The following is a 24427-nucleotide window of genomic DNA, read 5'->3' as shown; positions in this document are numbered from 1 at the left end:
ATTAAGGAGCCCTACTCCGACACCGCCACCTGATTACGCCCCCGGGCCTTGGCCCGGTATAGCGCTTTATCGGCATTGTTCAGCAAACTTTGCAGGTCATTGTCGCTGGCCTCCATTGCGGCAACGCCGAGGCTGGCGGAGATACGGTGAACCGGGCCGGTCATCAAGCCGCTGATGGAGTGGATCAGTTGCTCGGCGATCGTCAGTGCGACCTCAATCGAGGTGTCCGGCAGCAGGATCGCAAACTCCTCGCCACCCAACCGGCCGTAGACATCTGTTTCGCGAAAAGAGCGATGGATGACCACGCCCATTTGCCGCAACACCTGATCTCCGACCTGATGCCCGTAGGTGTCATTGATATGTTTGAAGTGATCCATGTCCAGCATCACGGCGCACAAAGGCAGGCTCTTGTCTTTGCAGTCGTAGAACAATTGTTGTGCGTGCTCGAAAAAAGCCCGGCGGTTTTTCAGACCAGTCAGTTCGTCGGTCTGGGCCGCATGCGTGGAAATGTGATGAGCGTGTTCCATCTCACGGGTTAATTGAAAGGCTGTTGCCAGGGCTTCGGACAATTTGCGGGTGGCGCTGGCCACGAATGAGGTAAACACCAAAACCGCCAACGCCATTCCGATTTGCATCGCTGAGGGTTGAAACAGCAACCAGAAGGTGCAGGGCAACAAGACCAGGCCAATGGCCGAGAGTGTCATGTAGCGATGGGCCGAGTAGCACGACACTGCACTGACCGACATGCCGACGGCAAAAAGCATGACCAGCGCCTGGGCCAACAAGTCATTCGCCGGCATGACCGCCAGAGCGCCCGCGCCCCATATGCCGGCGGACAACATCAGCGTGATCCAGTACGTACGCTCCCAGCGTTGCGGGGTGCGTTCACTGTCAGGGCAGCGAAACCAGGAGATGAACATCGAGATGCGCAGCAACGACGAGCCCGTCAAAAAGCCCATCCACCAGAAAATGACGTCGTGGTCAAAGCGTTGCCAGCACAGCCCGCACAGCATGATCGCGGCGAGGTAACTGCCGAGAACCGCCGTCACTGATTGGTGGAACAACTGGTGCAACCGGTCGCTGCGCACCTGCGCTGCGATGGAAGTATCCTGTTCGTGCCGAAGTCCTGGGCCACCCATTTGATCCGCCTGATCATGATACTGCGACAAAAAAAGCGATTGTGGCATCCTGCCATACAGGTAAACAAACGAATAACACTCGGCGCAGGCTTGTCCACTTATGGTGATGCGCCACACCTCACTTGAAGGCATAAAGCGATTCGCCAAAAAAGTAATAGCACACAAGTGCGTCCCCCACGCCCGCGCTGAGAAAAGTGCTATCGGTGAACGCCAGAAACCGACAATGCGACAGAGGGGCTATAGGTCCGCAACGATGCGGATTTCTCGATGGTATTGCGAACAAAGGTGCAATACCTTGTAGAGGTGAGACTTTTGCCTTGCAACCCATTTCGGGTTGCGAGGACATCGTTGTTTTTTGACGTCACTTCAAGACTGTCTAGTCTTGAAAAATATTTGCGGCTGTTTCCCCCACGACGCCCGATGCCTCACTTAAGGTGTTGCGTATCAACGACGGGGACTTTCGCTCACGACAATGACCCCCTTGACTGTCGAGGTTGCTGGATGTGAGAGGCCAATTGATTGGTATCGTCATCACCCTGGCCGTGATGAGTGCGACAACCCATGGTTTCATGCAATGGAGAGCAGCCGAGAGCGTACGCCGTGATGCCGTGTGCAAGGCGGCGCAGCAGCACATGGAAACCCTGGGTATTCGAACGCGGGCGATGGCGGCCGGGCTGTCTGTCGACGCTTACGCTGAAGCCGAGAAGGCGCAAGTCGGCAAATTGGTCAGCGCCCTGGACACGGCGACAAATGACGCAGAGATCGAAGCCGTCATAGACGCACACTCAGCCGAGTTGCAAGCGCAGGACGCTGCAACCGACGCGGAGCTGAAAAACCAGCGAAGTCAGCAATTTCTCGAGCAGACGCCCAAAAAACAACGCATCCCCGCGGACATCAAACAGGAAGTTGAACGCGCCGAGAAAGCCGTAGCCGAGGCCTGTCTCTAGCCGGCTCGATCAGTTTTTTCCTGTCCCCCCTGGATCCGCTGATTCACTGCTGCGGTGCAACCATCCGGAAGCGGATATTGATGTCGTCGGAAACGACAGTATCGGCCCACTCCCCCTCTCCGATCTTGAAGTCGCTGCGCTTGAGCACCAACCGACCATCAAAGATGCCGATACCTTTTTGGGTCCTCAACTCAACGGGCACCTGCACCACACGCGTGATACCCCGCAGCGTCAATTTTCCGGTGATTGAGTAGTGACGAGTCCCCAGGGTTTTCACGCTGATCGATTGAAACTCCGCCAGCGGATACTTCTGCGTATCAAACCAGGCAGGCTTTTTCAGTTCGGTGTTGGCGTCCTCGCTACCGGCATCGATGCTGTCGAGCTCGATGGTCAGTGCGGCATGGGCCGCGGCCGGGTTCGCCGTGTCGAAATCGAGCGCGGCCTTGAAAGAGCCAAAGGTGCCATACACCTGCGAGCTGAACTGGTTGTAGGTAAACGAGATTTTGCTGGCTGTCTCATTGACTTGCGAGTACTGCACCGCTTCGGCACAAGGCAAGACGCCGAAGGTGAGCGCTGCAGCCAATAGGGCGAACTGCGCGAATCGATGCTTCATGGGGACGCTCCGGTCGTGGCACCCACCGGCCAACGATAGGTGGACTAAAGCAAAGAACTGCGGTTTATGCCACCCGGCCTCCAGATGCTGACCACCGGTCGGCAACGTGAGCCCGCGACCGATGCTTGCGCCCAGGCGGGTGTTTAATTGTCCAGGCACACACCGTATCAGGAGACCGGACATGAAAATCGTCGTCATCGGCGGCACAGGCTTGATCGGTAGCAAACTGTGCAAAAACCTGCAGGATCTGGGACATGAAGCCCTGGCGGCGTCTCCCAGTACCGGCGTCAATGTCATCAGCGGCGCGGGGCTGACAGAGGCATTGAAAGGCGCGGACGTGGTCGTTGACGTAGCGAACTCGCCCTCCTTCGAGGACCACGCCGCGTTGCACTTTTTCGAGACCGCCGGGCACAACCTGTTCGAGGCGGAGAAGATCGACGGCGTCAAACACCATGTCGCCCTTTCCGTTGTCGGCACCGAGCGCCTGCTCGACAGCGGTTACTTCCGGGCAAAAATGGCCCAGGAAAAGCTCGTCAAAAAGTCAGGCATTCCCTACACCATCCTGCGGGCCACGCAATTCTTCGAGTTTATCCATGCCATTGCGCATTCCGGGCGCGAGGAAGGCAACACCCTCCACCTGACGTCCGCCGCGTTGCAACCGGTGGCGTCGGCCGACGTCGCGGCGGCACTGACGGAAATTGCGTTGAAGGCGCCGATCAATCAGACCGTCGAAGTGGCGGGCCCCGATAAACGCCCGCTCGTGGAGTTCGCCAGCGACTACCTCAAACACACCAAGGACCCGCGCCAGACCGTCGCGGACGACACGGTTCCTTACTTCGGTGCGCCGATCAATGACCAGTCGCTGACACCGGGCGCCAACCCCATCGTCGGCGCGACCCGGTTTGAGGACTGGCTGAAGAGCACCTAGGCGACCTGCTGGCCGGCGGGACTGACCTGCATCAGCTTCGCGTAAGCCTGCAGGTGATGGTCATCGTCACCCCATTGACGAGCCACCATCAGCAGATGCTTGGCGTGGTGTGACAGCACGTATTCCCAGGTCAGGCCGATACCGCCATGCAGCTGAATGCCCTGATCAGCGACAAACCGGCTGGCGCGGCTGACGATGAACTTGGCCGCCGCGAGCGTGCGGCTGCGCTCGTCAGTGTCGGCTTGATCGGCCACGCAGGCCGCCAGCAGGGTCATTGAGATGGCCTGGTCCAGTTCGATGCGCATGTCGACCATGCGATGCTGCAACGCCTGGAACTTGCCGATCGGCTGCCCAAACTGCTTACGGGTCTTCAAATAATCGAGGGTCAATGCACAAGCCGCCTCCATGCTGCCCACTGCCTCGGCGCATTGCGCCGCGATGCAGCGGCCTTGCTGGTATCGCAGCGCGGGCAACGCCTGGCCCATGTCACCCAATACCTCGTTGCTGCTGACGAACACATCCTCAAGGTAAAGCTCGCAGGCCATGCGCCCGTCCATGGTGGCGAACGCGCGACGGCGCACGCCGGGGGTTTGTGGATCGAGCAAAAACAGGCTGATGCCCTTCTCGTCCCGCTCGCCGTGGCTGGTACGCGCCGAGACCAGAATCAGCCCGGCGCTTTGACCGCCCACCACCACCGACTTACGGCCATTGAGTTTCCAACCGCCATTGACCGGTTCGGCGGTAGTGAGAACGTCATGCAACTGGTAGTGACTTTGCGGTTCGTCGAGCGCCACCGCCATTTGCAGGCTGGCGTTGCCCAGTGGTAGCAACAGCGCTTGTTTTTGCGCCTCGGTGCCCAACTGCGCGACCAGGCCACCGGCGAAAATCACCGAGTGCAAGTACGGTTCCAGGCACAGCGCGCGCCCCAGCTCGGTCATGATCAGCATGTTCTCCACACCGCCGCCGCCGAATCCACCGTACGCCTCAGCGAATGGCACGGCGCATAACCCAAGCTCACCCAGTTGCTGCATGAACGGGCCGCTGAAGCCATGTTCAGTGTTGCGGTACTGTTCGCGCTGCTCGAAACCATAGGTGTCACGCACCAGGCGCGCCGCCGTGTCTTGCAGCATCAGCTGCTCTTCATTCAATTTGAAGTCCATGCTCGGCCCCTTACAGTTCAAGAATCATTTTGGCGATGATGTTCTTCTGGATTTCGTTGGCCCCGCCGTAGATCGACGCCTTGCGCGCATCCAGGTACTGATAAGTGGCCGCGCTGCTGTAGTCGGTGTAAAGCAACGCTTCATCCCCATAGCCCAATTCGTCCTCAATGAACGGCAGCGCGTAAGGGCCCACGGCCTTGCTGATCAGGTAAGTGATGGCCTGGCGAATCTCGGTTCCCCTGATCTTAAGGAACGAGCTTTCCGCACCGGGCACTCCACCGTCACGAACGGCCGCCAAGGTACGAAGGCTGCTCATTTCGGCGGCCATCAACTGCATCTCGACCTCGGCAACCTGGGGGCGAAACAAGGGATCCTCGATCAATGGGCGACCGTCACGCACTTCCTGACTGGCGATGTGCTTGAGGCGATTGAGCAACGCCTTGTTCTGCGCAATGCCGCCGATGCTGGTGCGTTCGTGGGTCAGCAAATACTTGGCGCAGGTCCAGCCCTGGTTTTCCTCGCCCACCAGGTTCTGCACGGGCACGCGCACGTTGTCGAAGAACACTTCGTTGACTTCATGCTCGCCGTCGAGGGTGATGATCGGCCGAACCGTAATGCCCGGGGTTTTCATGTCAATCAGCAAAAAGGAAATGCCACGCTGCTGTTGCGCCTGCGCATCGGTGCGCACCAGGCAGAACATCCAATCGGCGAAATGCGCCAGGGTGGTCCAGGTTTTCTGGCCGTTGACCACATAGTGCTCGCCCTCGCGAACCGCACGGGTTTTCAGCGAAGACAGGTCGGAGCCTGCACCTGGTTCGGAGTAACCCTGACACCACCAGTCTTCGCACGTGAGAATGCGCGGCAGAAAGTAGGCCTTCTGCTCGGGGGTGCCAAATTTGATGATCACGGGCGCAACCATTTTCAACCCGAAGGACGACACTTTCGGCGCGCCAGCGGCGAAGCACTCTTCGTCGAAAATGTGCTTTTGCACGTCGCTCCAACCCGTGCCACCGAACTCGACCGGCCAGGCCGGGGCCAACCAGCCTTGGCGGTTGAGTGTCTGCATCCATTGCACCTGATGCGCTTTGCTCAAGCGCTTGCCCAGTGAAATGCGCTGGGCGAATTCGCTGGGCAAGTTGTCGCGCAGCCAGGCGCGAATATCATCGCGAAAGGCGCTTTCGTCCGGCGTGAAATCTAAGTCCATCAATCAACTCCAAAAACGCTTGGGTGTGCACTGCTCAAAACCTGTGGGAGCGAGCCTGCTCGCGACAGCGGTTTGTCAGTCGCCCTCTATGTTGGGTGAGCCGGCCTCATCGCGAACAGGCTCGCTCCCACAAGGGTCACAGAGATATCTCCCCGGGGATTACTCGTCGAAAATGATCACCGAGCGAGCCAACTCACCCCGACGCAACTCGTCAAACGCCTCGTTGATCTGCTCCAGCTTGATGCGCTGGGAAATCATTTCGTCGAGCTTGAGCTTGCCGGCCATGTAGAAGTCCACCAGGCGCGGCATGTCCACCGGGAAGCGGTTGGAGCCCATCAGCGAGCCCTGGATGCGCCGTTCGTGCAGCAACTGCAACGGGTCCAGCTCGATTTTCAAACCCGGCTTGAGCATGCCGATGACCGTTGCGGTGCCGCCGCGCGCGAGCATGGCGAAGGCTTGTTCGGCGGTTTGCTTGAGGCCGATGCATTCGAAGGCGTGGTGCACGCCGCCGCGAGTCAGTTCCAGCACCTGTTTGGCCGCATCGCCGTCTTTGCCGTTGATCACGTCGGTGGCGCCGAACTGACGGGCCAGTTCCAGTTTGGAATCAAGCATGTCGATGGCGATGATCCGCCCTGCCCCGGCCAGCGCCGCGCCGTTGATGGCGGCCAGGCCGATCCCGCCACAACCGATCACAGCCACGGTTTCGCCCGGACGCACTTTGGCGGTGTTGAACACCGCGCCGGTGCCGGTGGTCACGGCGCAACCCAGCAGCGCGGCGCGGTCCAGCGGCATGTCCCGGCGGATCGCCACACAGGCGTTTTCGTGCACCAGCATCTGTTCGGCAAAACCCGACAGGTTGACGAATTGCGGGATCGGCTTTTGCACGTACGTCAGGCGCGATTCCTCGTCCTTGCCACGTTTGGTTTCCGGCGATACGCAGCGCGCCAGGTGCCCGGTCACGCAATGCTCGCAATGACCGCAGAACACGGTCAGGCAAGTGACCACGTGATCGCCCGGCTTGACCGAACGCACTTCGGAGCCGACCTGCTCGACCACGCCAGCGGCTTCGTGGCCCAGCACCAGCGGGCCTGGGTACGGGAACGAGCCATCGATGACATGTAAATCCGAATGGCAAACACCGACTGCTTTTGTGCGGATCAGCACTTCACGCGGACCCGGCTTGCTGATGCCCACTTCTTCGATGACCAGCGGGGCGCCCACCTGATGGAAAACGGCAGCTTTCATATGATTTTTCTCGACAGTGACGTTAGGGAATTCAGGCCGGTTGGCCCGGCGCGCGGAATACAGCCTTGGCGTGGCTGAAGGTGCGGAAGCCATCGATACCGTGATAGGCGCCCATGCCGCTGTGGCCAACGCCGCCGAACGGCAGGTTTTCAGCGCTGGCATGGCTCATGACGCCGTTGAGGGTCACGCCACCGGAACACGTGCGGTTGAGCACCAACGCCTCTTCAGCGTCGTCGTTGCCGAAGTAATACAGCGCCAATGGACGTGGCCGTGCATTGATGAACGCGATCACCTCATCAAGGGTTTCATACGGTTTGATTGGCAGGAGCGGGCCGAAGATTTCGTCCTGCATCACCTGCAAATCATCGCCAGGGTTGCGCAGCAGCGTCGGCACGATTTTGTTGTGCGCCGCGTCACTTAAATCCTCACCCGCCGGGTTCAGCTCGATCAACTCGACGCCCGCCTCGCGTGCTTGATTCAGATAGCCCTGCAAACGTTCGAGATGACGCGAATTGATGATCGAGGTGTAGTCGGGGTTGTCCTTGAGGGTCGGGAGGAAACCGGCGGCCACTGCTTTGGCCACACCGATGAAGGCATCCACCGACTCTTGCGGCACGAACACGTAGTCCGGCGCCACGCAGAGCTGGCCGGCGTTGAGCAACTTGCCGACAACGACCTTGGTCACGGCGCTCTTGAAGTCGGCGGTGCGGGAAATGATGGTCGGTGATTTGCCGCCCAGTTCCAGGGTCACCGGCACCAGGTTTTCCGCGGCTGCACGCAGCACGTGCTTGCCGATGCTGGTGGCGCCGGTAAACAGCAAATGGTCGAACGGCTGGCCGCAGAATGCCTGCCCGACGTCCGCACCGCCGAGCACCACCGCTACGTCCTCTTCGCGATAGACCGAACGGATCAACCGTGCAATCAGTGCCGATGTATGCGGGGTGAACTCCGACGGTTTGATCATCACCCGGTTGCCAGCGGCCAACGCCCCGGCAAGACCGCTGAACACCATGTAGCCGGGCACGTTCCACGCGGTGACGATGCCGATCACGCCCAACGGCTGGTATTGAACCCAGGCCTGGCCTTGCTCGGTGTGACGCGCTTCGGGTTGCATCCATTCGGCCAGGCGTGCCTTGGCTTGCTTGAGCGATGCCAGGGGCGCCAGCACTTCGCTGCCCTTGGAAAAGGCCGGGCTGCGATGGCCGAAGTCGGCCGTCAGGGCGTCAATGATTTCCTGCTCGTGATTGAGCAACAAGTTGATTGCCCGGTCGATCAATTCACCGCGCTGCTCGGCGGTGTAGGGTGCGCTCGCCAGGAAGGCCGCCCTTTGTTTTTCCAGGATCGTGCGGATGTCGGTGCTGGTCCAACTTTCGATGGCGCTCATCACTACCTCTCTTGTTGTTGTCGGGACACCAGCGCGAGTGCGCAGCATGGCGTCGGGTCAAGCTGCATGGTTGACCATCACTCGCATCACGCCGCCACCCGGATCAGGTGGGTCACGGTTTCAGGCAAGAATCCCCATCGCTTTGGCGCTGTTGATGGCTTGGGTGCGGCGGCAGGCGCCGAGCTTGACGTTAATGTTCTTGGCGTGGGTCTTGACGGTGTTCACTGAAATGAACAGGCGGCTGCCGACTTCGCGCACCGACATGCCTTCGGCCAGCAACCTGAGCACCGACACCTCACGGGGCGTCAGGCCATCCTGGTAATCGGTCACGGCGGTGGCGCGCACAGGTTTGTCGCCGTCTTCGCCCTGTTCGCGGGCCAGCATCCGGGCTTTTTGCTCAGCGAGCGGAGCCTGGAAGAACGCACGGTCGATCTTGGCCCAATGCATGCGCCGTTCGGCTTCGTACAACAACAGATGAGCCTTTTCAGGGATGTCATTGCGCGAGGCGATCTCGGACAACAGCAGGTAGCCATTCAACACGAACGGCGCGCAGCAATCGCGTACCTGCAACAAGCCCGACTGCGCCACTTGCTCGGCCTCAACGAGGCGGCCTTGTTGCAACAGCCACTCGCCTTGCAGAAACAGCAGTCGACCGATCAATGGATAAGGCTGGGTTCGCCTGACATTCAGTTGTGCAAGCTCGGTGCGCAACAACGATTGCGCCAGCCCCGATTGCCCCTGAAGCATCATCAACTGAACCCGGTCGGTATTCACCAACACTTCCGCCTCACGGTTGCCATGACGCCGGGCCAGTTCCAGCGAATGCTCCAACAGCACCTGAGCCTCATTCAGTTCACCGGTTTTCATGGCGATGCGCGCCAGCGTGCAGTGGCACAACAACACCGACAGCCAATCCTGCGCCGTCAGGTCTCGCAGGGCGGCATGGCAATGCCGTCGCGCTGGTTCGGCGTTGCCGCGTAATGCGTGCAAGGTCCCGTATAACGCCTGCCAGTTCGCCAACAAGCGCTGATTACGCTGCGGATCGGGCATCGGCAAAAAGCGTCCCAGGCGTTGCAGGCACGCTTCGGCTTCATCCAGCCGCCCACTGAACAACAAGGCCTTGGCGCACAAATAAATCAAGCGCGGACTGCTTTGCAGCAACTGCGGATCGATGCGTTCGCGCCAGTCCATGAACTGCCCGAGATGCCGCTCATTCAAAATCCAGCTCAACCACAAGCGCTCCATGTAATTGGCGGCGACCTCGGGCTGATCCGCACTGAGCGCTTGCTCCACGGCATCATCGACATGCCCCAGGACGCTGAGCAACCGGCAGGCACGCAAGCGCAACCGGTTCAACGCAACGCCGCCAAGCCGGCCTTGCAGTGCATTCGCCACGGCAGGCAGTAACCGAAACCAGCCGGGTTGATGGTCGATCGGGAACATGAAGGCCTGGCTATCCAGCAGACTCTGGAACCGTTGAGCACCTTGCTGTCCTTCCCAAAGCTGCTCGCACAACTCCACACTGGCCTTGGACAAATGGGCCAGGGAAAAAAGGACTTCTTGCTGTTCATCGCTCAAGCGTGACAGCAGTTCACGTTCAAGGTACTGGCCGAGCAAGGCCGAGGGCAGCAATCGAACACCCGCACACCAGCCACCTGTCGCGTGCCACAGGCTTTCCCGTGAAGCGGTGTCGGTGTGCGGCGCAATCAAGCTGACCAACGATTCGAATTCATCCGGGCGCAGTGCCAGTTGCCGGGCACCCAGCTCCAGTAACTCGCCTGCAAGCATCAGGCGCGGCAGGTTCCAGTCGGGGCGTTGGCGGCAAGTGACCAGCACTTGCAGGTGGGGGTTGTCCAGAGACAGGAGTTGATCGAACCAGTGGTTCAGGTCGTCGGGCATTTCGGCTGGCAAGTCATCGAAGACAAGCCGAACCTTTGAAGATTCGTCTCCTGGAAGTCTCCCATCGCGAGCAGGCTCGCTCCCACAACGGAATGCGGTCAACTGTGGGAGCGAGCCTGCTCGCGATGACGTCAGCCCGGTCAACTCGATCAATGCATCTGGCCTGGTGTCGGGAGCTACGCCAAGCTCACCCGCCAGCAATGCGCACAAAGACGCCAGCGATTGCGACTGCCCGCCAAGACTCATCCAGACCACCCGCCCGCGCGCCCCCCGCACATACTCACGCAACAACGCCGTTTTCCCATACCCGGCAGGCGCGCACAGCAGTTGCAAGCGACGCCGTTCGCGCTGGAGTAAATTGCACAGATGCGGCCGTGGCACAAACATGGCGGACCTCGTGAGTCGTGTGAGGAAGCCATCATTGAGCGAGCCCATCGTGAATGCGCCACCCGCATCAGGTGGTGATCACCGCAACGCACAACGCCCTGCGGACAGGGCGTTGGTTTCAGCGGGGACGAACGGTCAGCGGATGCCGGCGTTACGCAGTGCCGAGGGGGTGAAATCGGTCATCTTCGCGGTCATGCCGTAAGTCGTTGCATGCTTGGACTGGTTGGTCATCGCCAACACGTTGTAGCGACCGGCGATCAGGTCGTAGATCCCGAGCATGGCGAAGTTGGGCGACCCACGCTCGTAATCGTTGATCGCATACCCTTCGGCCACGCGCCACAGCTGACCACGGCCGTCATAGTGATCGACTTCGGCCAGTTGCCAGGTGTCTTCGTCGAAGTACATGTCACGCTTGGCGTAGACATGACGCTGACCCGGCTTGAGGGTGGCCTCGACGTGCCAGACCCGGTGCAGCTCATAGCGGGTCAGGTCCTGGTTGATATGCCCTGGTTTGATGATGTCGTCGTACTTCACTTTCGGCGACTGCAAACGGTAGTTGTTGTACGGGATGTACAACTCCTTTTTGCCAACCAGTTTCCAGTCATAACGATCCGGCGCGCCGTTCATCATGTCGGTGTTGTCGGCGGTGCGCATGCCGTCGGAACCATTGCCCGGACCGTCGTACGCCACTTGCGGAGCACGACGCACGCGGCGTTGGCCGGCGTTGTAGACCCACGCCAGGCGTGGTTCCTTGACCTGGTCGATGGTCTCGTGAATCAGGATCACACTGCCAGCCATGCGCGACGGCGCGGTGATTTCCTGCTTGTAGTAATACAGGACGTTATCGCCCTGCCCGGCTTCGACGCCTTCCATCAACTGCGGGAACGCCAGTTTGTCGTCGTACTCGACGATGGAATACGAACCGTTGGTTTGCGGTGCCGCTTGAGCGGCCTGGCGCTCCATGTTGCCGCCGCGATAGCGGTTGGTGTGGTTCCAGTAGATTTCCACGCCGTTTTTCGGAATCGGGAACGGGTAGTAACGGGTTTGCGAGAAGTTCAGCAAGCCGTTGCCGTCGGGCGTCAGCTCGGTGGTCACCGCACTTTTCTTGGCAATGTCGTAGATGTTCTGCGGGGACGACGCCGTGCGTTGGGTCTTGAACACAGGGATTTTGTAGCTGTCCGGGTAGCGCTTGAACATCGCCAGTTGGCCCGGTGTCAGCTTGTCCTTGTACTGCTCGGCGTTCGCCGCGGTGATGACGAATTCCGGTTTGTCACTCGCAAACGGATCGCCGAGAAAACCATTATCGAGCGGCGCGGCACCGGGTTTCAAACCACCGGTCCAGGCCGGAATGCTGCCGTTGGCGTTGCCCTCTTTTTGCGCGCCCAACGGAGTCAGCGTGGTGCCCAGCTGAGCAGCTTCCTGGGGTGAAACGGCAGCAATCACGCTGCTGGCCAGCAGTGACAGACTCAGTGCGCCAGCGCGCAGGATAAAACGTGCATTCATGTTCAAATACCTCTGCCAGGGGAGCATCAGAAATTCACGCCGAAGCTGAGCGCAACGTAGTCGCGGTCGACGTTGGTGTTGAAATCGCCGCCGAAGTAGTTGGTGTAACTCAGGCTGGCGTTGTAGGTGTTCAGGTAGTCGGCATCCACGCCGACGCTGACCGCTTTGGAACCTTCATCGAAGTTCGGGCCATAACCCTGAACGTCGTGGGACCAGGCGATGTTGGGCGACAGGTTGATACCGGCGATCACGTTCGGGTAATCAAGCTTGCCGCGCACTCGATAGCCCCAGCTGTTGCTGGTGTAGAAGCCATCGTCGTTGCATTCCTGCGCCGGGTTGCTGGCATTCGGCAGGCCCACTGCGGTACCGCGGCAGGTCGCTGCGCCAGCCGCACCCGGCAGCTCGCCGGAACCGAAGGCCGGACTGCGTCCGAAGCGCAGGTCGGAACCGTCGGCCTTGCCCAGGCCGCTGATATGGTTGTAACCCACCTCGCCGACCACGGTCAGACGACTGGCGCCCAGCACCTGGTCGAAGAACTGCGTCGCGGTGACTTGTGCCTGGGTCACTGGCATGCGCTTGTAGCCATTGACCTCGGCGCCCAGCGTGCGACCGGCAAAACCGGTGGTGATCAGCGGCGAGGTTGCGCCGAACGTGGCTGCCGACAACAAGTCAGCCGTGTTCAATTGCAGCGGCATGTTCGGCCGATAGCTGACTTCGCCACCCAGTGAAACGCCCTCGACGTTGGTCTGGAAGCTCAGGCCATAGAGACGGATGTCTTCCGGATAGTCGATGAAATAGCGGGTGCTGCGCGCCGAGACAACGCCGCCTGCCGCACTGCTCATCTGGTTGATGCTCAAGAACGGGCTGCGGCTGTGGTAGTTCATCGCGTAGGCGCCGAACTCGGTGTCGTTCGCCTCCGGGACGAACCAGCGCAACGCCAGGCCATACTGGCCGCTGTTGCGCGCATCGTTGTCTTTCAGGCGCGGAATGTAAGCGTCGTCAGTGCCCGCGGCGATGGCCGCCAGACTGCCGGTGTTCTTCGCCACACCGGGCGGCAGGTCGAGGCCGGCGATCACCAGGCGGTCGTCACAGCCTTGGGGGACGCCGTCGCTGCCGAAGAACGTGCCGCAGTTGTCGACCACCGATTTATCCCATTGCAGCTGGTAAAACGCTTCGGCGGTGATGTTGTCGGCCAGCCCTTGGGACATGTAGAACATGTTGACCGGGATCAGGCCCTCCTTCACTTCCGCGCCCGGGCGACGCAGTGCGGCCACGTCAATCGGGTTGATGCTGTTGATCGAGTTGCCGATAAAGGTGCTCTCGCCCCAGCTCACTACCTGCTTGCCCAAGCGCACGTTGCCGACTTGATCGCCGATCGTGTAGTTGTGGTAGACGAAGCTGTCGAGAAACATTGCACCGGACGACTTGGCCGCGCGATCGCGTCCCGAATCATTGATGTCGTAGAACGGACGGCTCTCGTCCATCAGCTCGAAGTCATACCAGTACTTGCCACGTACGAAGGCACCGCTGTCGCCGTATTTCAGCTCCAGGTCATGCACGCCCTTGAAGATTTTCGAGAAGGTTTCACCCTTCTTGAAATTCAGGCGGTTGTCGTCGGTGGTCCGGGACGCGGATTTGCCACCGGTGACGCCCTGGGAGTTGAAGTTGGAAATGAACTGCTTGTCCGGATTGGCAGTCGCCCAACTGGCGCCAATCGACAGCGACGAATCGAACTTCGCCTGTATCTCCCCGATGTTGAAATCAACGGCGTGAGCTTGAGTGCTGACGCAGATGGCAACCGTTACAGCGACGGCCAGCAGACTTGGCTGGAAGGCTCCGCGCATTGTTGTTTTTGTCATGCGGTTTCCCCGGTTAAGGATGACGTGTTGGAGCCCCATGCTAACGAGGCGCCGGTGAGGTCTTGACACCCGAATGGGTGATTTGGATGAAGTGTTTTCGTCGGTATTTCGGGTGGCGTAACGATCCGGTTTGAGGGCTGCTCAGCCGGCGTTACGCACGGTGACACTCAGCCGGTAAACGTCGCCGGCCGCTTCTCGATAAACGCCGCCACGGCTTCGCGGTGATCGGCGGTCTGGTGCGACATCACTTGAAAACTCGCCGACATTTCCAGCAGCGTATCGAGTCGCGTATGCAAGGCTTCGCGCAGAAGACGCTTGGCCAGGCGGACAGCATGCGGCGGGTTGGCGGCAATCGCCGCGGCGATTTCCCGTGCGCTGTCCAGCAACTCTTCGGCCGGCACCACGCGGGACACCAGGTTCCATTCCGCGGCCTGCCGCGCATCGATCATTTGCCCGGTCAGGGTCAGTTCGGTGGCGCGGGACAAACCGATGATCCGTGGCAACAACCACGCCCCACCGTCGCCCGGAATGATCCCCAACTTGACGAAACTCTCGGCAAACTTCGCCTGTTCAGAGGCCACGCGGATGTCGCACATGCACGCCAGGTCGAGACCGGCGCCGATGGCCGCGCCATTGACGGCAGCAATCACTGGCACTTCCAGATTGAACAGCGCCAATGGCAAACGCTGAATGCCGGTGCGGTATTCCTGACGCAACGCCATACCGGACATTTGCGCGTAGCGGTCCATGTCGCGAACGTTGCCGCCGGAGCAAAACGCCGTACCAGCACCGGTGATGATCACGGCGCGAACACTGCTGTCGCGCTCGATCCGCTCGATGGCTTCAAGGAATTCAGGCACGGCGCTGTTGCCGGTCAACGGGTTGCGCCGCTCGGGGTCATTCATCGTCAGGGTGACGATGTGTCCTTCCTGTTCGTACTTCAGAAACTGACTCATGGGTGAAGTCCTCAAGCGGATGGGGTGAGGTGACGGGTGAATTCGCTGGCGGTTTCGCCGGGCTGCGCCAACAGCGCCCGACCGACGATCCCGTTCCAGTACGCTTCCGAACCTTCGCTGACGCGCCACTCGTGCAGGCGTCGGGTGAACAGCTGCAAGTCCAGCTCTTCGGTCACGCCGATGGCGCCGAACAGTGCATGAGCGGTGGCGGTCACCTGTGGCACCGCCATGCTGGTCCGGGCCTTGGCGATGGCTGCCGGGATCAACTCCGGTACCGAGTGCTCTGCGGCAAAGGCCCGTTCAGCGGCGATTCGCGAGGCGGCAACCTGCTCCGCCATCACGCTAAGTTGGTGCTGGACGGCCTGGAATTTGCCGATGGCCTTGCCGAACTGAACCCGGTCGTTGCAGTACTCCAGCGTCATGTCGAGCGCCCGCTCCATGGCACCCGCCATCGCAGCGGCGTGGATCGCGGCGTTGAACACGCGGACCTGTTCGCCGTTGTTACCCAGCGAAGTGCCGACGTGTTCCGCCGACCAATACAACGTGGCGCACTGGCTGCCGTGAACGCCATTCGGCTCGCGCCGTGCCTGGCGGCAATCAAGCAGCAACAGTTCGCCACTCAGGTTCACCACTGCAAAATCGGCCAACAGTCCGTAGGCGACTCGCGGCGCGCACAGCCCGTCAGCGGCGTCGAGATGGGCCGAGCCGGCTAACGTCAACATGCCAGCCGGAAGGGCTTGCGGGCAGTCGCGCATCAAGGCTCGCGCGGCAATGCTCTGCGCCGCCGGAACCGGCAGCGCATAACGACCGAAGGCGAGGAAAATCGGGAACAGCGCCGCCAGTGTCAGCCCTGCTCCATCGGCGTCTTCCGGGGTCAATAACTCGAGAAACCCGCCGTCTTCCAGCGCACGCCACAGCGTCGTTGCGCCGTGACCGTTTTCAACCGTGCGGACCAGCGCAGGCGTGCACAAATCTGCGAGGATTTTCTCAATTGCTTCAGTGAACATGTCGTCGTTTTCCTGTTCGATGTGCATCAACGCAGCCCGAGCCCGCGAGCGATCATGCCGCGCAGGATTTCCCGGGTGCCGCCGCGCAACGAGAAGGTCGGCGCAACCTGGTTCAGGTACGCGACTGTGCGGTGCAACTCGGCATCGACCGGCGCGTGCGGATCGGCGCTGATTGCAGCGGCAATTGCGGCCGGGATCGCCTGTTCGAATTCAGTGCCGATGTCCTTGACCAGCGCCGCCTCCACCACTGGGCTTTCACCCCGTGCCAGCAACGCCGTCAACGCCAACGAAAGGTTGCGCAGGCTGCTCAGTTGGGTGAGGAAGCTGCCAAGCAATGAGGCCTCGGCAGCGCTGGCGCCGTTGCGGCGCAGGGTGTCGGCCCACAGATCGAGCAACACGATGCTGGAGTAGAAACGCTCCGGCCCGCTGCGTTCGAAGGCCAGTTCGGCGTTGACCTGCTTCCAGCCACTGCCCTCCTCGCCAACCAACGCATCGTCACCGAGCAACACGTCGTCGAACGCCACTTCAGAGAAATGCGCATCGCCGGCCAGGTCGACAATCGGCCGCACGCTGATGCCAGGCTGCTTGAGGTCGATGATGAATTGCGACAAGCCGTTGTGACGGTCCTCGGGCGCACCGCTGGTGCGCACCAACGCGATCATGTAATCGGCGTGATGGGCGTTGGTGGTCCAGATCTTGCGCCCGCTCAGGCGCCAGCCGCCTTCGCAACGAGTAGCACGACTGCGCACGCTGGCCAGGTCGGAGCCGGAATTGGGCTCGCTCATGCCGATGCAGAAAAACGCCTGGCCGGCGCAAATGCGCGGCAGGTAGAAATCCTTCTGCGCGTCACTGCCAAACTTCAGGATCAACGGCCCGCTCTGGCGATCGGCGATCCAGTGCGCCGCCACCGGCGCACCGGCGCAGAGCAATTCTTCCACCAGCACAAAACGACTGAACGCATCCAACCCCGCACCGCCGTAGGCTTGTGGCAAGGTCAGGCCGACCCAGCCGCGTGCGGCCAGTTTGCGACTGAAATCGGCACTGAAACCGGTCCAGCTGCGCGCCCGGACATCGGCCGACACGGCTGGCAAATGCTCGGCGAGAAAGCGTTTTACTTCGCCGCGAAAGGCTTGCGCGTGTGCGGGCAACGCGGTCAACCGGAAGGCGTCCAGCAAGCTGCTCACTGGCCACCTCCGCTGACTTTTCCATACAGCGTGACCACGCACGCACCGCCCAGGCCGAGGTTGTGCGCCATCGCCAGACGTGCGCCGTCGACTTGGCGTTGATCGGCATTGCCGCGCAATTGCTGGGTCAGCTCGTAGCACTGCGCCAGACCAGTGGCGCCCAGCGGATGGCCCTTGGAAAGCAGGCCACCGGACGGGTTGATCACAATCTGCCCGCCGTAAGTGTTGTCGCCGTCCATCACGAATTTTTCGGCGCCACCCTCCGGACAGAAGCCCAGCGATTCGTAGCAGATCACTTCGTTCTGCGCGAAGCAGTCGTGCAGCTCGCACACGTCGATGTCCTTGGGCCCGACACCGGCCTTCTCGTAGACCTGGCTGACGGCGGCGTGGGTCATGTGGGTGCCGACCCAATCGAGCAACGACGGTTTTTCGAAGTTAAAGGACTCGGGGGTGTCGGTGGTCATGGCCTGGGCAACGATTTCGACGTCACGGCGCAGGCCGTGCTTTTTGGCAAAACGCTCGGAGACCAGGATCGCCGCCGCGCCGCCGCAGGTCGGTGGGCAGGCCATCAGACGGGTCAAAACCCCTGGCAGAATCACCGGGTCGTTCATCACGTCTTCGACGCTGAGCACCTTGCGAAACAGGGCCAGCGGGTTGTTGGCCGCATGCCGACTGGCCTTGGCGCGTACCGCAGCGAAGGTTTCCATTTTGGTGCCGTATTTGTGCATGTACTCGCGTCCGGCGCCGCCGAAGGTGCGGATAGCCTGGGGCATGCCCTCCAGGTCGGCGGTCAGGCCGCGCAGGATCGGCAGGAAACGTTCGCGGGTCGGCGGGCGGTCGTCCCAGTGGGATTTCAGCGCGCCGGCCTGCATCTGCTCGAAGCCGACCGCCAAAACGCAATCCGCCGAACCGGACTCGATGGCCTTGCGCGCCAGGTACAGCGCGGTGGAGCCGGTCGAGCAGTTGTTGTTGACGTTGACCACCGGGATTCCGCTCATGCCGACTTCATAGAGCACGGTCTGGCCGCAGGTGGAATCGCCATAGACATAACCGGCGTAGGCCTCCTGAATCAGGTTGTAATCAATCGCGGCATCGGCGAGCGCGCGACGTACCGCTTCGGCGCCCATCTGCACGTAGGTCGGGCTGGCACTCGGTTTGCTGAACGGGATCATGCCAACGCCGGCAACCAGTACTTTTTCGCTCATGGTGTCACCTGGAAAAAAGAGTGGGAAAGGTTCACAACTGGCGCGCGATCAGCTCGCGCAGCACTTCACTGGTGCCGCCGAAAATGCGCGTCACACGCATGTCGACGAAGGCGCGGGCAATCGGGTACTCGAGCATGTAGCCGTAGCCGCCGTGCAGCTGGACCATGTCGTCGATGCATTTGCACAAGGTCTCGGTGGCGAAGAGCTTGGCAATCGCCGACTCCTGCACGGTGAGGCGCCGACGCATGTGTTCGCCGATGTAATGGTCGATGGTCAGGCGCACGGCAGTGGCCTGGGCCTTGATGTCGGCGAGCTTGAATTTGGTGTTCTGGAAGTCCCACACCGTCTGGTTAAAGGCCTTGCGGTCCTTGACGTACTCGACGGTCTGCTCCAGCAGACGTTCGAGTTTGGCGGCGCTGTACAGGGCGATGACCAGGCGTTCTTGCGGCAGCTCTTCCATCAAGTGCATGAAGCCTTTGTTTTCTTCACCGAGCAGGTTGCCCACCGGCACGCGCACGTTGTCGAAGAACAATTCGGCGGTGTCGGCGGCGGCCTGGCCGACCTTTTCCAGCTTGCGCCCGCGACGGAACCCTTCACGGTCGCACTCGACCATGATCAGGCTGCAACCCTTGGCGCCAGCGCTCGGGTCGGTCTTGCAGACCACCACGACCATGTCGCAGGTCAGGCCGTTGCTGATGAAGGTCTTGCTGCCGTTGATGACCCACTCGTCACCGTCGCGTACGGCGGTGGTGCGGATTGCCTTGAGGTCGGAACCGGTGCCCGGCTCGGTCATCGCCACGGCGAGCACGGTTTCGCCCCTGCAGATTTTCGGCAGCCATTTTTGCTTTTGCTCTTCGGTGCCCAGACGCACGATGTAAGGCGCGGTAATGTCGGAATGCACACCCAGGCTCCAGCCTGAAACGCCCGAGCGATAGAGTTCTTCGATCAATACCGCCGAGTGCCCGAAGTCCCCGCCACCGCCGCCGTATTCGGTGGGCACGGTGAGGCACAGCAGGTTGTGGCGACCGGCCTTGAGCCAGGTTTCCCGGTCCACCTGCCCGGCTTCATCCCACTGCGCCTGCTTGGGCAGGCATTCACGCTCGAAGAAACGGCGTGCGGTTTCGCGCAGCATTTCGTGGTCTTCACGGTAGACGGTACGGTTGATATGCATCGGGATCTCCAGTGGGTTGCCAGGCAGGCGTGCGCCTGGTTCGTGGGACCAATGTATTGATGGGGGTGGGGATTGAAGCCACCCGGATCGGGTAGCGGTCGAGGGTGGCTGGCAGAAGGAAATCGAAGGAAGGAATGCAATACCCCTGTGGGAGTGAGCCTGCTCGCGATAGCGGTTTCACATTCAACATATTCGTTGACTGACACACCGCTATCGCGAGCAGGCTCACTCCTACAGGGGTTTTGTGGTGTGACTATTGGCGCAGTTCGCGCTTGAGGACTTTGCCCGCGGCCGAGAGCGGCAATGCGTCGCGAAACTCAATGCTTTTGGGGCACTTGTAGCCCGCGATGAATTGGCGGCAATACCGGCGCAATTGTTCTTCATCGACCTCGGCGCCAGGCTTGAGCACCACCACCGCGTGCACCGCTTCGCCCCAGGTTTCATGCGGGATGCCGATCACTGCCGACAGCGCCACCGCCGGGTGCCGGGCGAGGACGTTCTCGACCTCGGCCGAATAAATATTCTCGCCGCCGCTGACGATCATGTCCTTCAACCGGTCGACGACAAACAGGTAACCCTGCTCGTCCATCCAGGCCGCGTCACCGGTGTAGAGCCAGCCATCGCGCAGGGCGTTGGCGGTTTCTTCGGGTTTGTTCCAATAGCCGAGCATGATGTTCGGCCCGCGCACGATGATCTCGCCGACTGCGCCACGCGGCACTTCATGGCCTTGGGGGTCGACAATCTTCACGTTCACGCCCAAGCCACCGCGTCCCACGGATCGTGACAAACCGCTTTTGCGCGCCTCGGGCGTGTGGTTCCACGGCAAATTGCTCGACACCACCGGGCATGCCTCGGTCAGGCCATAGGAATGGGACAGTTCGATGTCGGGAAGGCGCGCCAGCACTTGCTCGACCATCTCGCCGGCACTGGGCGATGCGCCGTAGGTCAGGCGCTTGAGGCTGCGCAGGTCATAACGATCAAAGTCGGGGTGGGCCAGCAGTGCGAGGATCATCGTCGGCACCAGCAGCGTCTCGGTGATCTGCTCGCGCTCGATGATTTTCAGCACCCCCTCGGCATCGAAGCTTGGCATCAATACATGGGTTTCGCCGGCCAGAAACTGAATCAACGCCCGTGCCATGCCTGCTACATGGAACAACGGCGCCACGTGCAGCAAGCGCCCGCCACGCACCGGCGGCATGTCGACCATGCGCGGCATGCACGCCGACCACAGGTTCAAATGCGATTGCATCACCCCCTTGGGAAAACCGGTCGTGCCGCCGGTATACATGATGCAGGCGAGCTCATCACCGCCGCGCCCGGCGTCGTCGACCGGCGCACATTCGACGAGCAGATGCTCATAGCCGAGCATGCCCGCCGGCACGTCACCCTCGCCCGCGTAGATAAACAACGGCGCCTGACGTGCCGTGGCCCGGATACCCTCGGCCAGCGCGGCAAAATGCTCGTCGACGATCAGGATGCCGGTGCTGCAATCATCCAGCGAGTAGACGATCTCCGGCACGCTCCAGCGAATATTCACCGGGTTGAGCACCCCGCCGCCCCACCACACGCCCATGACGTATTCCAGGTAGCGATCGGAATTGAGCGCAAGCATGCCGACCCGATCACCCGCCGCCATACCGAGGCACTGCAGGGCACCCGCCAGGCGCGCGACGCGTTCGCCGAACTGGCGATACGTCTGGCGGCGCTCACCGAAGACGGTTGCGAGGTGATCGGGGTTTTGCTGCAGGGTGCGTTGCAGGCATTGGGTCATGTACATGGCAACGTCCCCTTCCACACGGTGAAGACACCGTTGGCCCGCAACACCAAACGCTCGCCGACCTTCAACAGGCAGCTGGCGTTGATGAAGGTGCCGCCGGTCTTGAGCACTTCAACATGGGCTTCAAGCCAATCGCCTTCGTGGACCGGGCCGATGTAATCGACATTCAGATTGACCGTGATCGCCACCGACTGCGACACCGACTGGCGCCGCAATATCACCCCGAACGCGCTGTCCGCCACGGTGGCGAGAAACCCGCCATGGGCGATCCCGACGTAGTTGAGATGCTGCGATTGCAGGCGCACCGCCAGGATCGGCTGCTCATCGTGGACATAGAAAGCCCCGCAGTTGCGCAGGAAACCCGAGCGCCTTTGCAGTGCTGAGAACCCCTCGGGAATCATCGCTCCTTCCATCAACTCACCCCCCGATCCTTGCCCGCCCAGAACGGTTCGCGCAAGTCACGCTTGAGCACTTTGCCAGCGCCCGACAGCGGCAACGCCACGCGGAATTCGACGCTCTTGGGGGTTTTGTAGCCAGCGATCTGTCGGCGGCAGTGCTCGATGATGTCCGAACCAGCGACCTGGGTATCGGGTTTGAGCACGATCACCGCGTGCACCGATTCGCCCCACCGCTGGCAGGGAATCCCAATCACCGCGCAGGCAGCGACCGCCGGGTGGCTGGCAATCGCGCTTTCGACTTCGCCGGAGTAAACGTTCTCGCCACCGCTGACAATCATGTCTTTGAAGCGGTCGACGATGTAGAGGTAGCCGTCCTCGTCCATGTACGCGCCGTCACCGGTGTGCATCCAGCCGCCGCGCAAGGCCTGGGCGGTTTCCTCGGGCTTGTTCCAATAGCCGAGCATGATGTTTGGCCCGCGCACAATCACTTCACCCACGGTTCCGCATGGCACTTCGTTGTCGTGTTCGTCGACGATGCGCACGGTGACGCCGAGCCCCGGCCGACCAGCCGAACGCAAGCGTCCATTGGCGATGCCCTCGGCGCTGTGGTTTTCCGGGCCGTTGGCGGAAATCGGCGGCGCGGCTTCGGTCATGCCGTAGCCTTGGGTGAACTCAACATTCGGCAAGGCTTTAAGGGCCAGTTCCAGCAACGGCACGGCAATCGGCGAGGCGCCGTAGGTCAAGCTGCGCAGGCAGCTGAGGTCATGTCTGGCGAAGTCCGGGTGCATGATCAGCGCCTGCAACATGGTCGGTACGATCAGGATGTCAGTGATCCGCTCACGCTCGATGGTGCGCATCACATCAAGCGAATCAAAGGCTGGCACGAAGATGCTTGGCAAACCGAGCAGCGAGATCAGGATCACCCGCGACAGCGCTGCCAGGTGGAACATCGGCGCGATGTGCAGGGTCAGCGCGTCCGCCTGCACCGGCACGTCGGCTGCGCGGGCCACGGCCGCCGACCACAGGTTCATGTGCGATTGCATCACGCCTTTGGGCCGGCCCGTGGTGCCGCCGGTGTACAAGATGGTGGCGAGGTCGTCACCACCACGAAAGGCGTCGTCGACCGGCTCGGTGTCACGGATCAGTTGCTCGTAGGACAGCATGCCGTCAGGTGTCGGGCCATCGCCGACATGGATCAACAGCGGTCGTACTTTGGCCGTGCCGGCAATGCCCTCTGCCATCGGCAGGAAGGTGTCGTCGATCATCAGGATGCGCGTGTCGCAGTCGTCCAGCGAATAGACGATTTCCGGCACGCTCCAACGGATATTGACCGGATTGACCACGCCGCCGCCCCACCAAGTGGCGAGGTAATATTCAAGGAAACGGTCTGAGTTCAAACCCAGCAGGCCGACCCGGTCGCCGGTCTGCATCCCCAGTTTCTGCAAGGCACCCGCCAGGCGCGCCACTCGGTCGGTGAGCTCGGCATAGGTGCGGCGTCGGTCGCGAAACACCGTCGCCAGGGCATGGGGTCGTTGCTGCAGCATGCGATGCAGCCCTTGGGTCAGATACATGTGTGTCTCCTGCGAATTATTGTTGTCAGGTAGGGACGGATTCGGGGCTGGGCGGTGCGTCAGGCACCGGTGTATTTGGGCGGGCGTTTCTCGGCAATGGCCACGCGGCCTTCGGCGTGGTCCTTGCTGTCGCGCAGCAAACCCCAATGGAGATTGGCCTGGATCACGAAATCCCGAGGCATCAGGTGTGCGGTCTGCACCGCCAATTGCTTGATGGACTGCACCGCGAGCGGGCCATTGGCGGCAATGCGTTCGGCCAGGTTCAGGGCCGCTGACAAAAGCCGGTCTTGTGGCAACAGGTCGATGATCAGACCGATGCGCAGGGCTTCCTGCGCGCTGATCGGGTCACCCGTCAGGGCCATTTTCATGGCATAGGCCGCCGGCACTGCGCGCAACAGGTATTGCACGCCGCCCGCCGCCGGAATGGTCGCGTCCCGAACTTCGGGCAGGCCGAAGGTGGCACTGGCAGAGGCGATTCGCAGGTCACATTGCAGCGCCAGTTCAAGACCGCCCCCCAGGCAATCACCATTGATGGCCGCGATGACCGGTTTCCAGATTTCCAGGTCGCCGAGGTCAAACAGGCGCGTATAGCCCCCCTCCTCGGCTTCGGTTTCGCGACTCTTCCACGACCGACCGACGTAACCCGAGGCCGGCAGCAACGATTCCTTGTGGATTGCACCGCAGCAGAACACTCGCTCACCGGCACCGGTGAGCACGATGACACGCACCTGTTCGTCGTCCTGGCATGCCACCAGCGTCTTGCGCAGGTGCATCAGGTCGTTGAGGGTCAGAGCGTTGTTCGAGTTGGGCGCATCGAGCGTGATGAGTGCCACGTGATCGATGATCTTGAACTGAATGGCCATGGCTAATTCCTGCGCTGCGCTGTTTTT

The 24427-nt window shown here is 61.2% G+C and carries 20 protein-coding genes; 2 read left to right on the top strand and 18 right to left on the bottom strand.

The window, feature by feature from the left end:
* Positions 1-11 precede the first annotated feature (11 nt).
* Positions 12-1139, bottom strand: a complete 1128-nt coding sequence (locus QRN31_RS11160; protein WP_285432030.1) for a GGDEF domain-containing protein — start codon at positions 1137-1139, stop codon at positions 12-14.
* Between the two features lie 515 nt (positions 1140-1654).
* Here QRN31_RS11160 and QRN31_RS11155 point away from each other — a divergent pair.
* A complete protein-coding gene (locus QRN31_RS11155) occupies positions 1655-2086 on the top strand; it encodes a hypothetical protein (RefSeq protein WP_285432029.1) in 432 nt (143 codons plus the stop codon).
* A 43-nt stretch (positions 2087-2129) separates the two neighbouring features.
* On the opposite strand, the gene QRN31_RS11150 is transcribed toward QRN31_RS11155, so the two are convergent.
* The gene (locus tag QRN31_RS11150) at positions 2130-2699 is read right to left on the bottom strand and encodes a YceI family protein (protein ID WP_285432028.1); all 570 of its coding nucleotides are present in this window, start codon (positions 2697-2699) and stop codon (positions 2130-2132) included.
* Positions 2700-2880: 181 nt separating this feature from the next.
* Here QRN31_RS11150 and QRN31_RS11145 point away from each other — a divergent pair, with 181 nt between their 5' ends.
* Positions 2881-3627: an SDR family oxidoreductase gene (locus QRN31_RS11145; protein WP_285432027.1), complete on the top strand. Its 747-nt coding sequence runs from the start codon at positions 2881-2883 to the stop codon at positions 3625-3627.
* Here the strand turns inward: QRN31_RS11145 and QRN31_RS11140 are convergent.
* The 16 genes from QRN31_RS11140 to QRN31_RS11065 form a co-directional block, all read right to left on the bottom strand.
* On the bottom strand, positions 3624-4787 hold the full coding sequence (locus QRN31_RS11140; RefSeq protein WP_285432026.1) for an acyl-CoA dehydrogenase family protein: 1164 nt from the start codon (positions 4785-4787) through the stop codon (positions 3624-3626). The genes QRN31_RS11145 and QRN31_RS11140 overlap by 4 nt on opposite strands.
* A 10-nt stretch (positions 4788-4797) precedes the next feature.
* The gene (locus QRN31_RS11135; protein WP_285432025.1) at positions 4798-5991 is read right to left on the bottom strand and encodes an acyl-CoA dehydrogenase family protein; all 1194 of its coding nucleotides are present in this window, start codon (positions 5989-5991) and stop codon (positions 4798-4800) included.
* A 159-nt stretch (positions 5992-6150) separates the two neighbouring features.
* Entirely contained in the window at positions 6151-7236 is a 1086-nt protein-coding gene (locus QRN31_RS11130; protein WP_259158191.1) for a Zn-dependent alcohol dehydrogenase, read from the bottom strand.
* A 31-nt stretch (positions 7237-7267) separates the two neighbouring features.
* Complete coding sequence (locus QRN31_RS11125; RefSeq protein ID WP_259158193.1) at positions 7268-8620, bottom strand: coniferyl aldehyde dehydrogenase; 1353 nt, start codon at positions 8618-8620, stop codon at positions 7268-7270.
* Between the two features lie 120 nt (positions 8621-8740).
* Positions 8741-10906, bottom strand: a complete 2166-nt coding sequence (locus QRN31_RS11120; protein WP_285432024.1) for a LuxR C-terminal-related transcriptional regulator — start codon at positions 10904-10906, stop codon at positions 8741-8743.
* A gap of 135 nt (positions 10907-11041) precedes the next feature.
* Positions 11042-12409, bottom strand: a complete 1368-nt coding sequence (locus tag QRN31_RS11115) for a DUF1329 domain-containing protein (protein ID WP_285432023.1) — start codon at positions 12407-12409, stop codon at positions 11042-11044.
* 26 nt (positions 12410-12435) lie between these two features.
* Positions 12436-14268 carry a DUF1302 domain-containing protein gene (locus tag QRN31_RS11110; protein ID WP_285432022.1) on the bottom strand — a complete coding sequence of 611 codons (1833 nt, stop codon included), beginning with the start codon at positions 14266-14268 and terminating at the stop codon, positions 12436-12438.
* A 167-nt stretch (positions 14269-14435) separates the two neighbouring features.
* Positions 14436-15224, bottom strand: a complete 789-nt coding sequence (locus QRN31_RS11105; protein WP_285432021.1) for a crotonase/enoyl-CoA hydratase family protein — start codon at positions 15222-15224, stop codon at positions 14436-14438.
* Between the two features lie 11 nt (positions 15225-15235).
* Positions 15236-16231 carry an acyl-CoA dehydrogenase family protein gene (locus tag QRN31_RS11100; RefSeq protein WP_285432020.1) on the bottom strand — a complete coding sequence of 332 codons (996 nt, stop codon included), beginning with the start codon at positions 16229-16231 and terminating at the stop codon, positions 15236-15238.
* Between the two features lie 26 nt (positions 16232-16257).
* Positions 16258-17415 carry an acyl-CoA dehydrogenase family protein gene (locus QRN31_RS11095; protein ID WP_285432019.1) on the bottom strand — a complete coding sequence of 386 codons (1158 nt, stop codon included), beginning with the start codon at positions 17413-17415 and terminating at the stop codon, positions 16258-16260.
* Complete coding sequence (locus QRN31_RS11090) at positions 17412-18620, bottom strand: lipid-transfer protein (RefSeq protein ID WP_259158204.1); 1209 nt, start codon at positions 18618-18620, stop codon at positions 17412-17414. The genes QRN31_RS11095 and QRN31_RS11090 overlap by 4 nt, the downstream gene beginning before the upstream one ends.
* Before the next feature lie 31 nt (positions 18621-18651).
* Positions 18652-19791: an acyl-CoA dehydrogenase family protein gene (locus QRN31_RS11085; protein ID WP_285432018.1), complete on the bottom strand. Its 1140-nt coding sequence runs from the start codon at positions 19789-19791 to the stop codon at positions 18652-18654.
* Between the two features lie 253 nt (positions 19792-20044).
* Complete coding sequence (locus QRN31_RS11080; protein ID WP_285432017.1) at positions 20045-21568, bottom strand: acyl-CoA synthetase; 1524 nt, start codon at positions 21566-21568, stop codon at positions 20045-20047.
* Positions 21559-21981: a PaaI family thioesterase gene (locus QRN31_RS11075; RefSeq protein WP_259158211.1), complete on the bottom strand. Its 423-nt coding sequence runs from the start codon at positions 21979-21981 to the stop codon at positions 21559-21561. Before QRN31_RS11075 ends, QRN31_RS11080 begins: the two co-directional genes overlap by 10 nt.
* Positions 21981-23684, bottom strand: coding sequence for an acyl-CoA synthetase (locus QRN31_RS11070; RefSeq protein ID WP_285432016.1), 1704 nt, complete (start codon positions 23682-23684; stop codon positions 21981-21983). Before QRN31_RS11070 ends, QRN31_RS11075 begins: the two co-directional genes overlap by 1 nt.
* On the bottom strand, positions 23597-24400 hold the full coding sequence (locus QRN31_RS11065) for an enoyl-CoA hydratase/isomerase family protein (RefSeq protein WP_285432015.1): 804 nt from the start codon (positions 24398-24400) through the stop codon (positions 23597-23599). Before QRN31_RS11065 ends, QRN31_RS11070 begins: the two co-directional genes overlap by 88 nt.
* Positions 24401-24427: the final 27 nt, after the last annotated feature.

This window comes from Pseudomonas sp. fls2-241-R2A-110 (assembly GCF_030209165.1).
Classification (GTDB): Bacteria; Pseudomonadota; Gammaproteobacteria; order Pseudomonadales; family Pseudomonadaceae; genus Aquipseudomonas.
This window is presented reverse-complemented; position numbering and strand designations above follow the sequence as displayed.

What these genes read in the sequence shown, in the direction of transcription:
- QRN31_RS11120 (WP_285432024.1), bottom strand. Translation starts at nt 10,906, where the DNA reads ATGTTTGTGCCACGGCCGCATCTGTGCAATTTACTCCAGCGCGAACGG.
- QRN31_RS11115 (WP_285432023.1), bottom strand. Translation starts at nt 12,409, where the DNA reads ATGAATGCACGTTTTATCCTGCGCGCTGGCGCACTGAGTCTGTCACTG.
- QRN31_RS11145 (WP_285432027.1), top strand. Translation starts at nt 2,881, where the DNA reads ATGAAAATCGTCGTCATCGGCGGCACAGGCTTGATCGGTAGCAAACTG.
- QRN31_RS11130 (WP_259158191.1), bottom strand. Translation starts at nt 7,236, where the DNA reads ATGAAAGCTGCCGTTTTCCATCAGGTGGGCGCCCCGCTGGTCATCGAA.
- QRN31_RS11080 (WP_285432017.1), bottom strand. Translation starts at nt 21,568, where the DNA reads ATGTACATGACCCAATGCCTGCAACGCACCCTGCAGCAAAACCCCGAT.
- QRN31_RS11090 (WP_259158204.1), bottom strand. Translation starts at nt 18,620, where the DNA reads ATGAGCGAAAAAGTACTGGTTGCCGGCGTTGGCATGATCCCGTTCAGC.
- QRN31_RS11125 (WP_259158193.1), bottom strand. Translation starts at nt 8,620, where the DNA reads ATGAGCGCCATCGAAAGTTGGACCAGCACCGACATCCGCACGATCCTG.
- QRN31_RS11085 (WP_285432018.1), bottom strand. Translation starts at nt 19,791, where the DNA reads ATGCATATCAACCGTACCGTCTACCGTGAAGACCACGAAATGCTGCGC.
- QRN31_RS11105 (WP_285432021.1), bottom strand. Translation starts at nt 15,224, where the DNA reads ATGAGTCAGTTTCTGAAGTACGAACAGGAAGGACACATCGTCACCCTG.
- QRN31_RS11100 (WP_285432020.1), bottom strand. Translation starts at nt 16,231, where the DNA reads ATGTTCACTGAAGCAATTGAGAAAATCCTCGCAGATTTGTGCACGCCT.
- QRN31_RS11110 (WP_285432022.1), bottom strand. Translation starts at nt 14,268, where the DNA reads ATGACAAAAACAACAATGCGCGGAGCCTTCCAGCCAAGTCTGCTGGCC.
- QRN31_RS11075 (WP_259158211.1), bottom strand. Translation starts at nt 21,981, where the DNA reads ATGGAAGGAGCGATGATTCCCGAGGGGTTCTCAGCACTGCAAAGGCGC.
- QRN31_RS11150 (WP_285432028.1), bottom strand. Translation starts at nt 2,699, where the DNA reads ATGAAGCATCGATTCGCGCAGTTCGCCCTATTGGCTGCAGCGCTCACC.
- QRN31_RS11065 (WP_285432015.1), bottom strand. Translation starts at nt 24,400, where the DNA reads ATGGCCATTCAGTTCAAGATCATCGATCACGTGGCACTCATCACGCTC.
- QRN31_RS11160 (WP_285432030.1), bottom strand. Translation starts at nt 1,139, where the DNA reads ATGGGTGGCCCAGGACTTCGGCACGAACAGGATACTTCCATCGCAGCG.
- QRN31_RS11140 (WP_285432026.1), bottom strand. Translation starts at nt 4,787, where the DNA reads ATGGACTTCAAATTGAATGAAGAGCAGCTGATGCTGCAAGACACGGCG.
- QRN31_RS11135 (WP_285432025.1), bottom strand. Translation starts at nt 5,991, where the DNA reads ATGGACTTAGATTTCACGCCGGACGAAAGCGCCTTTCGCGATGATATT.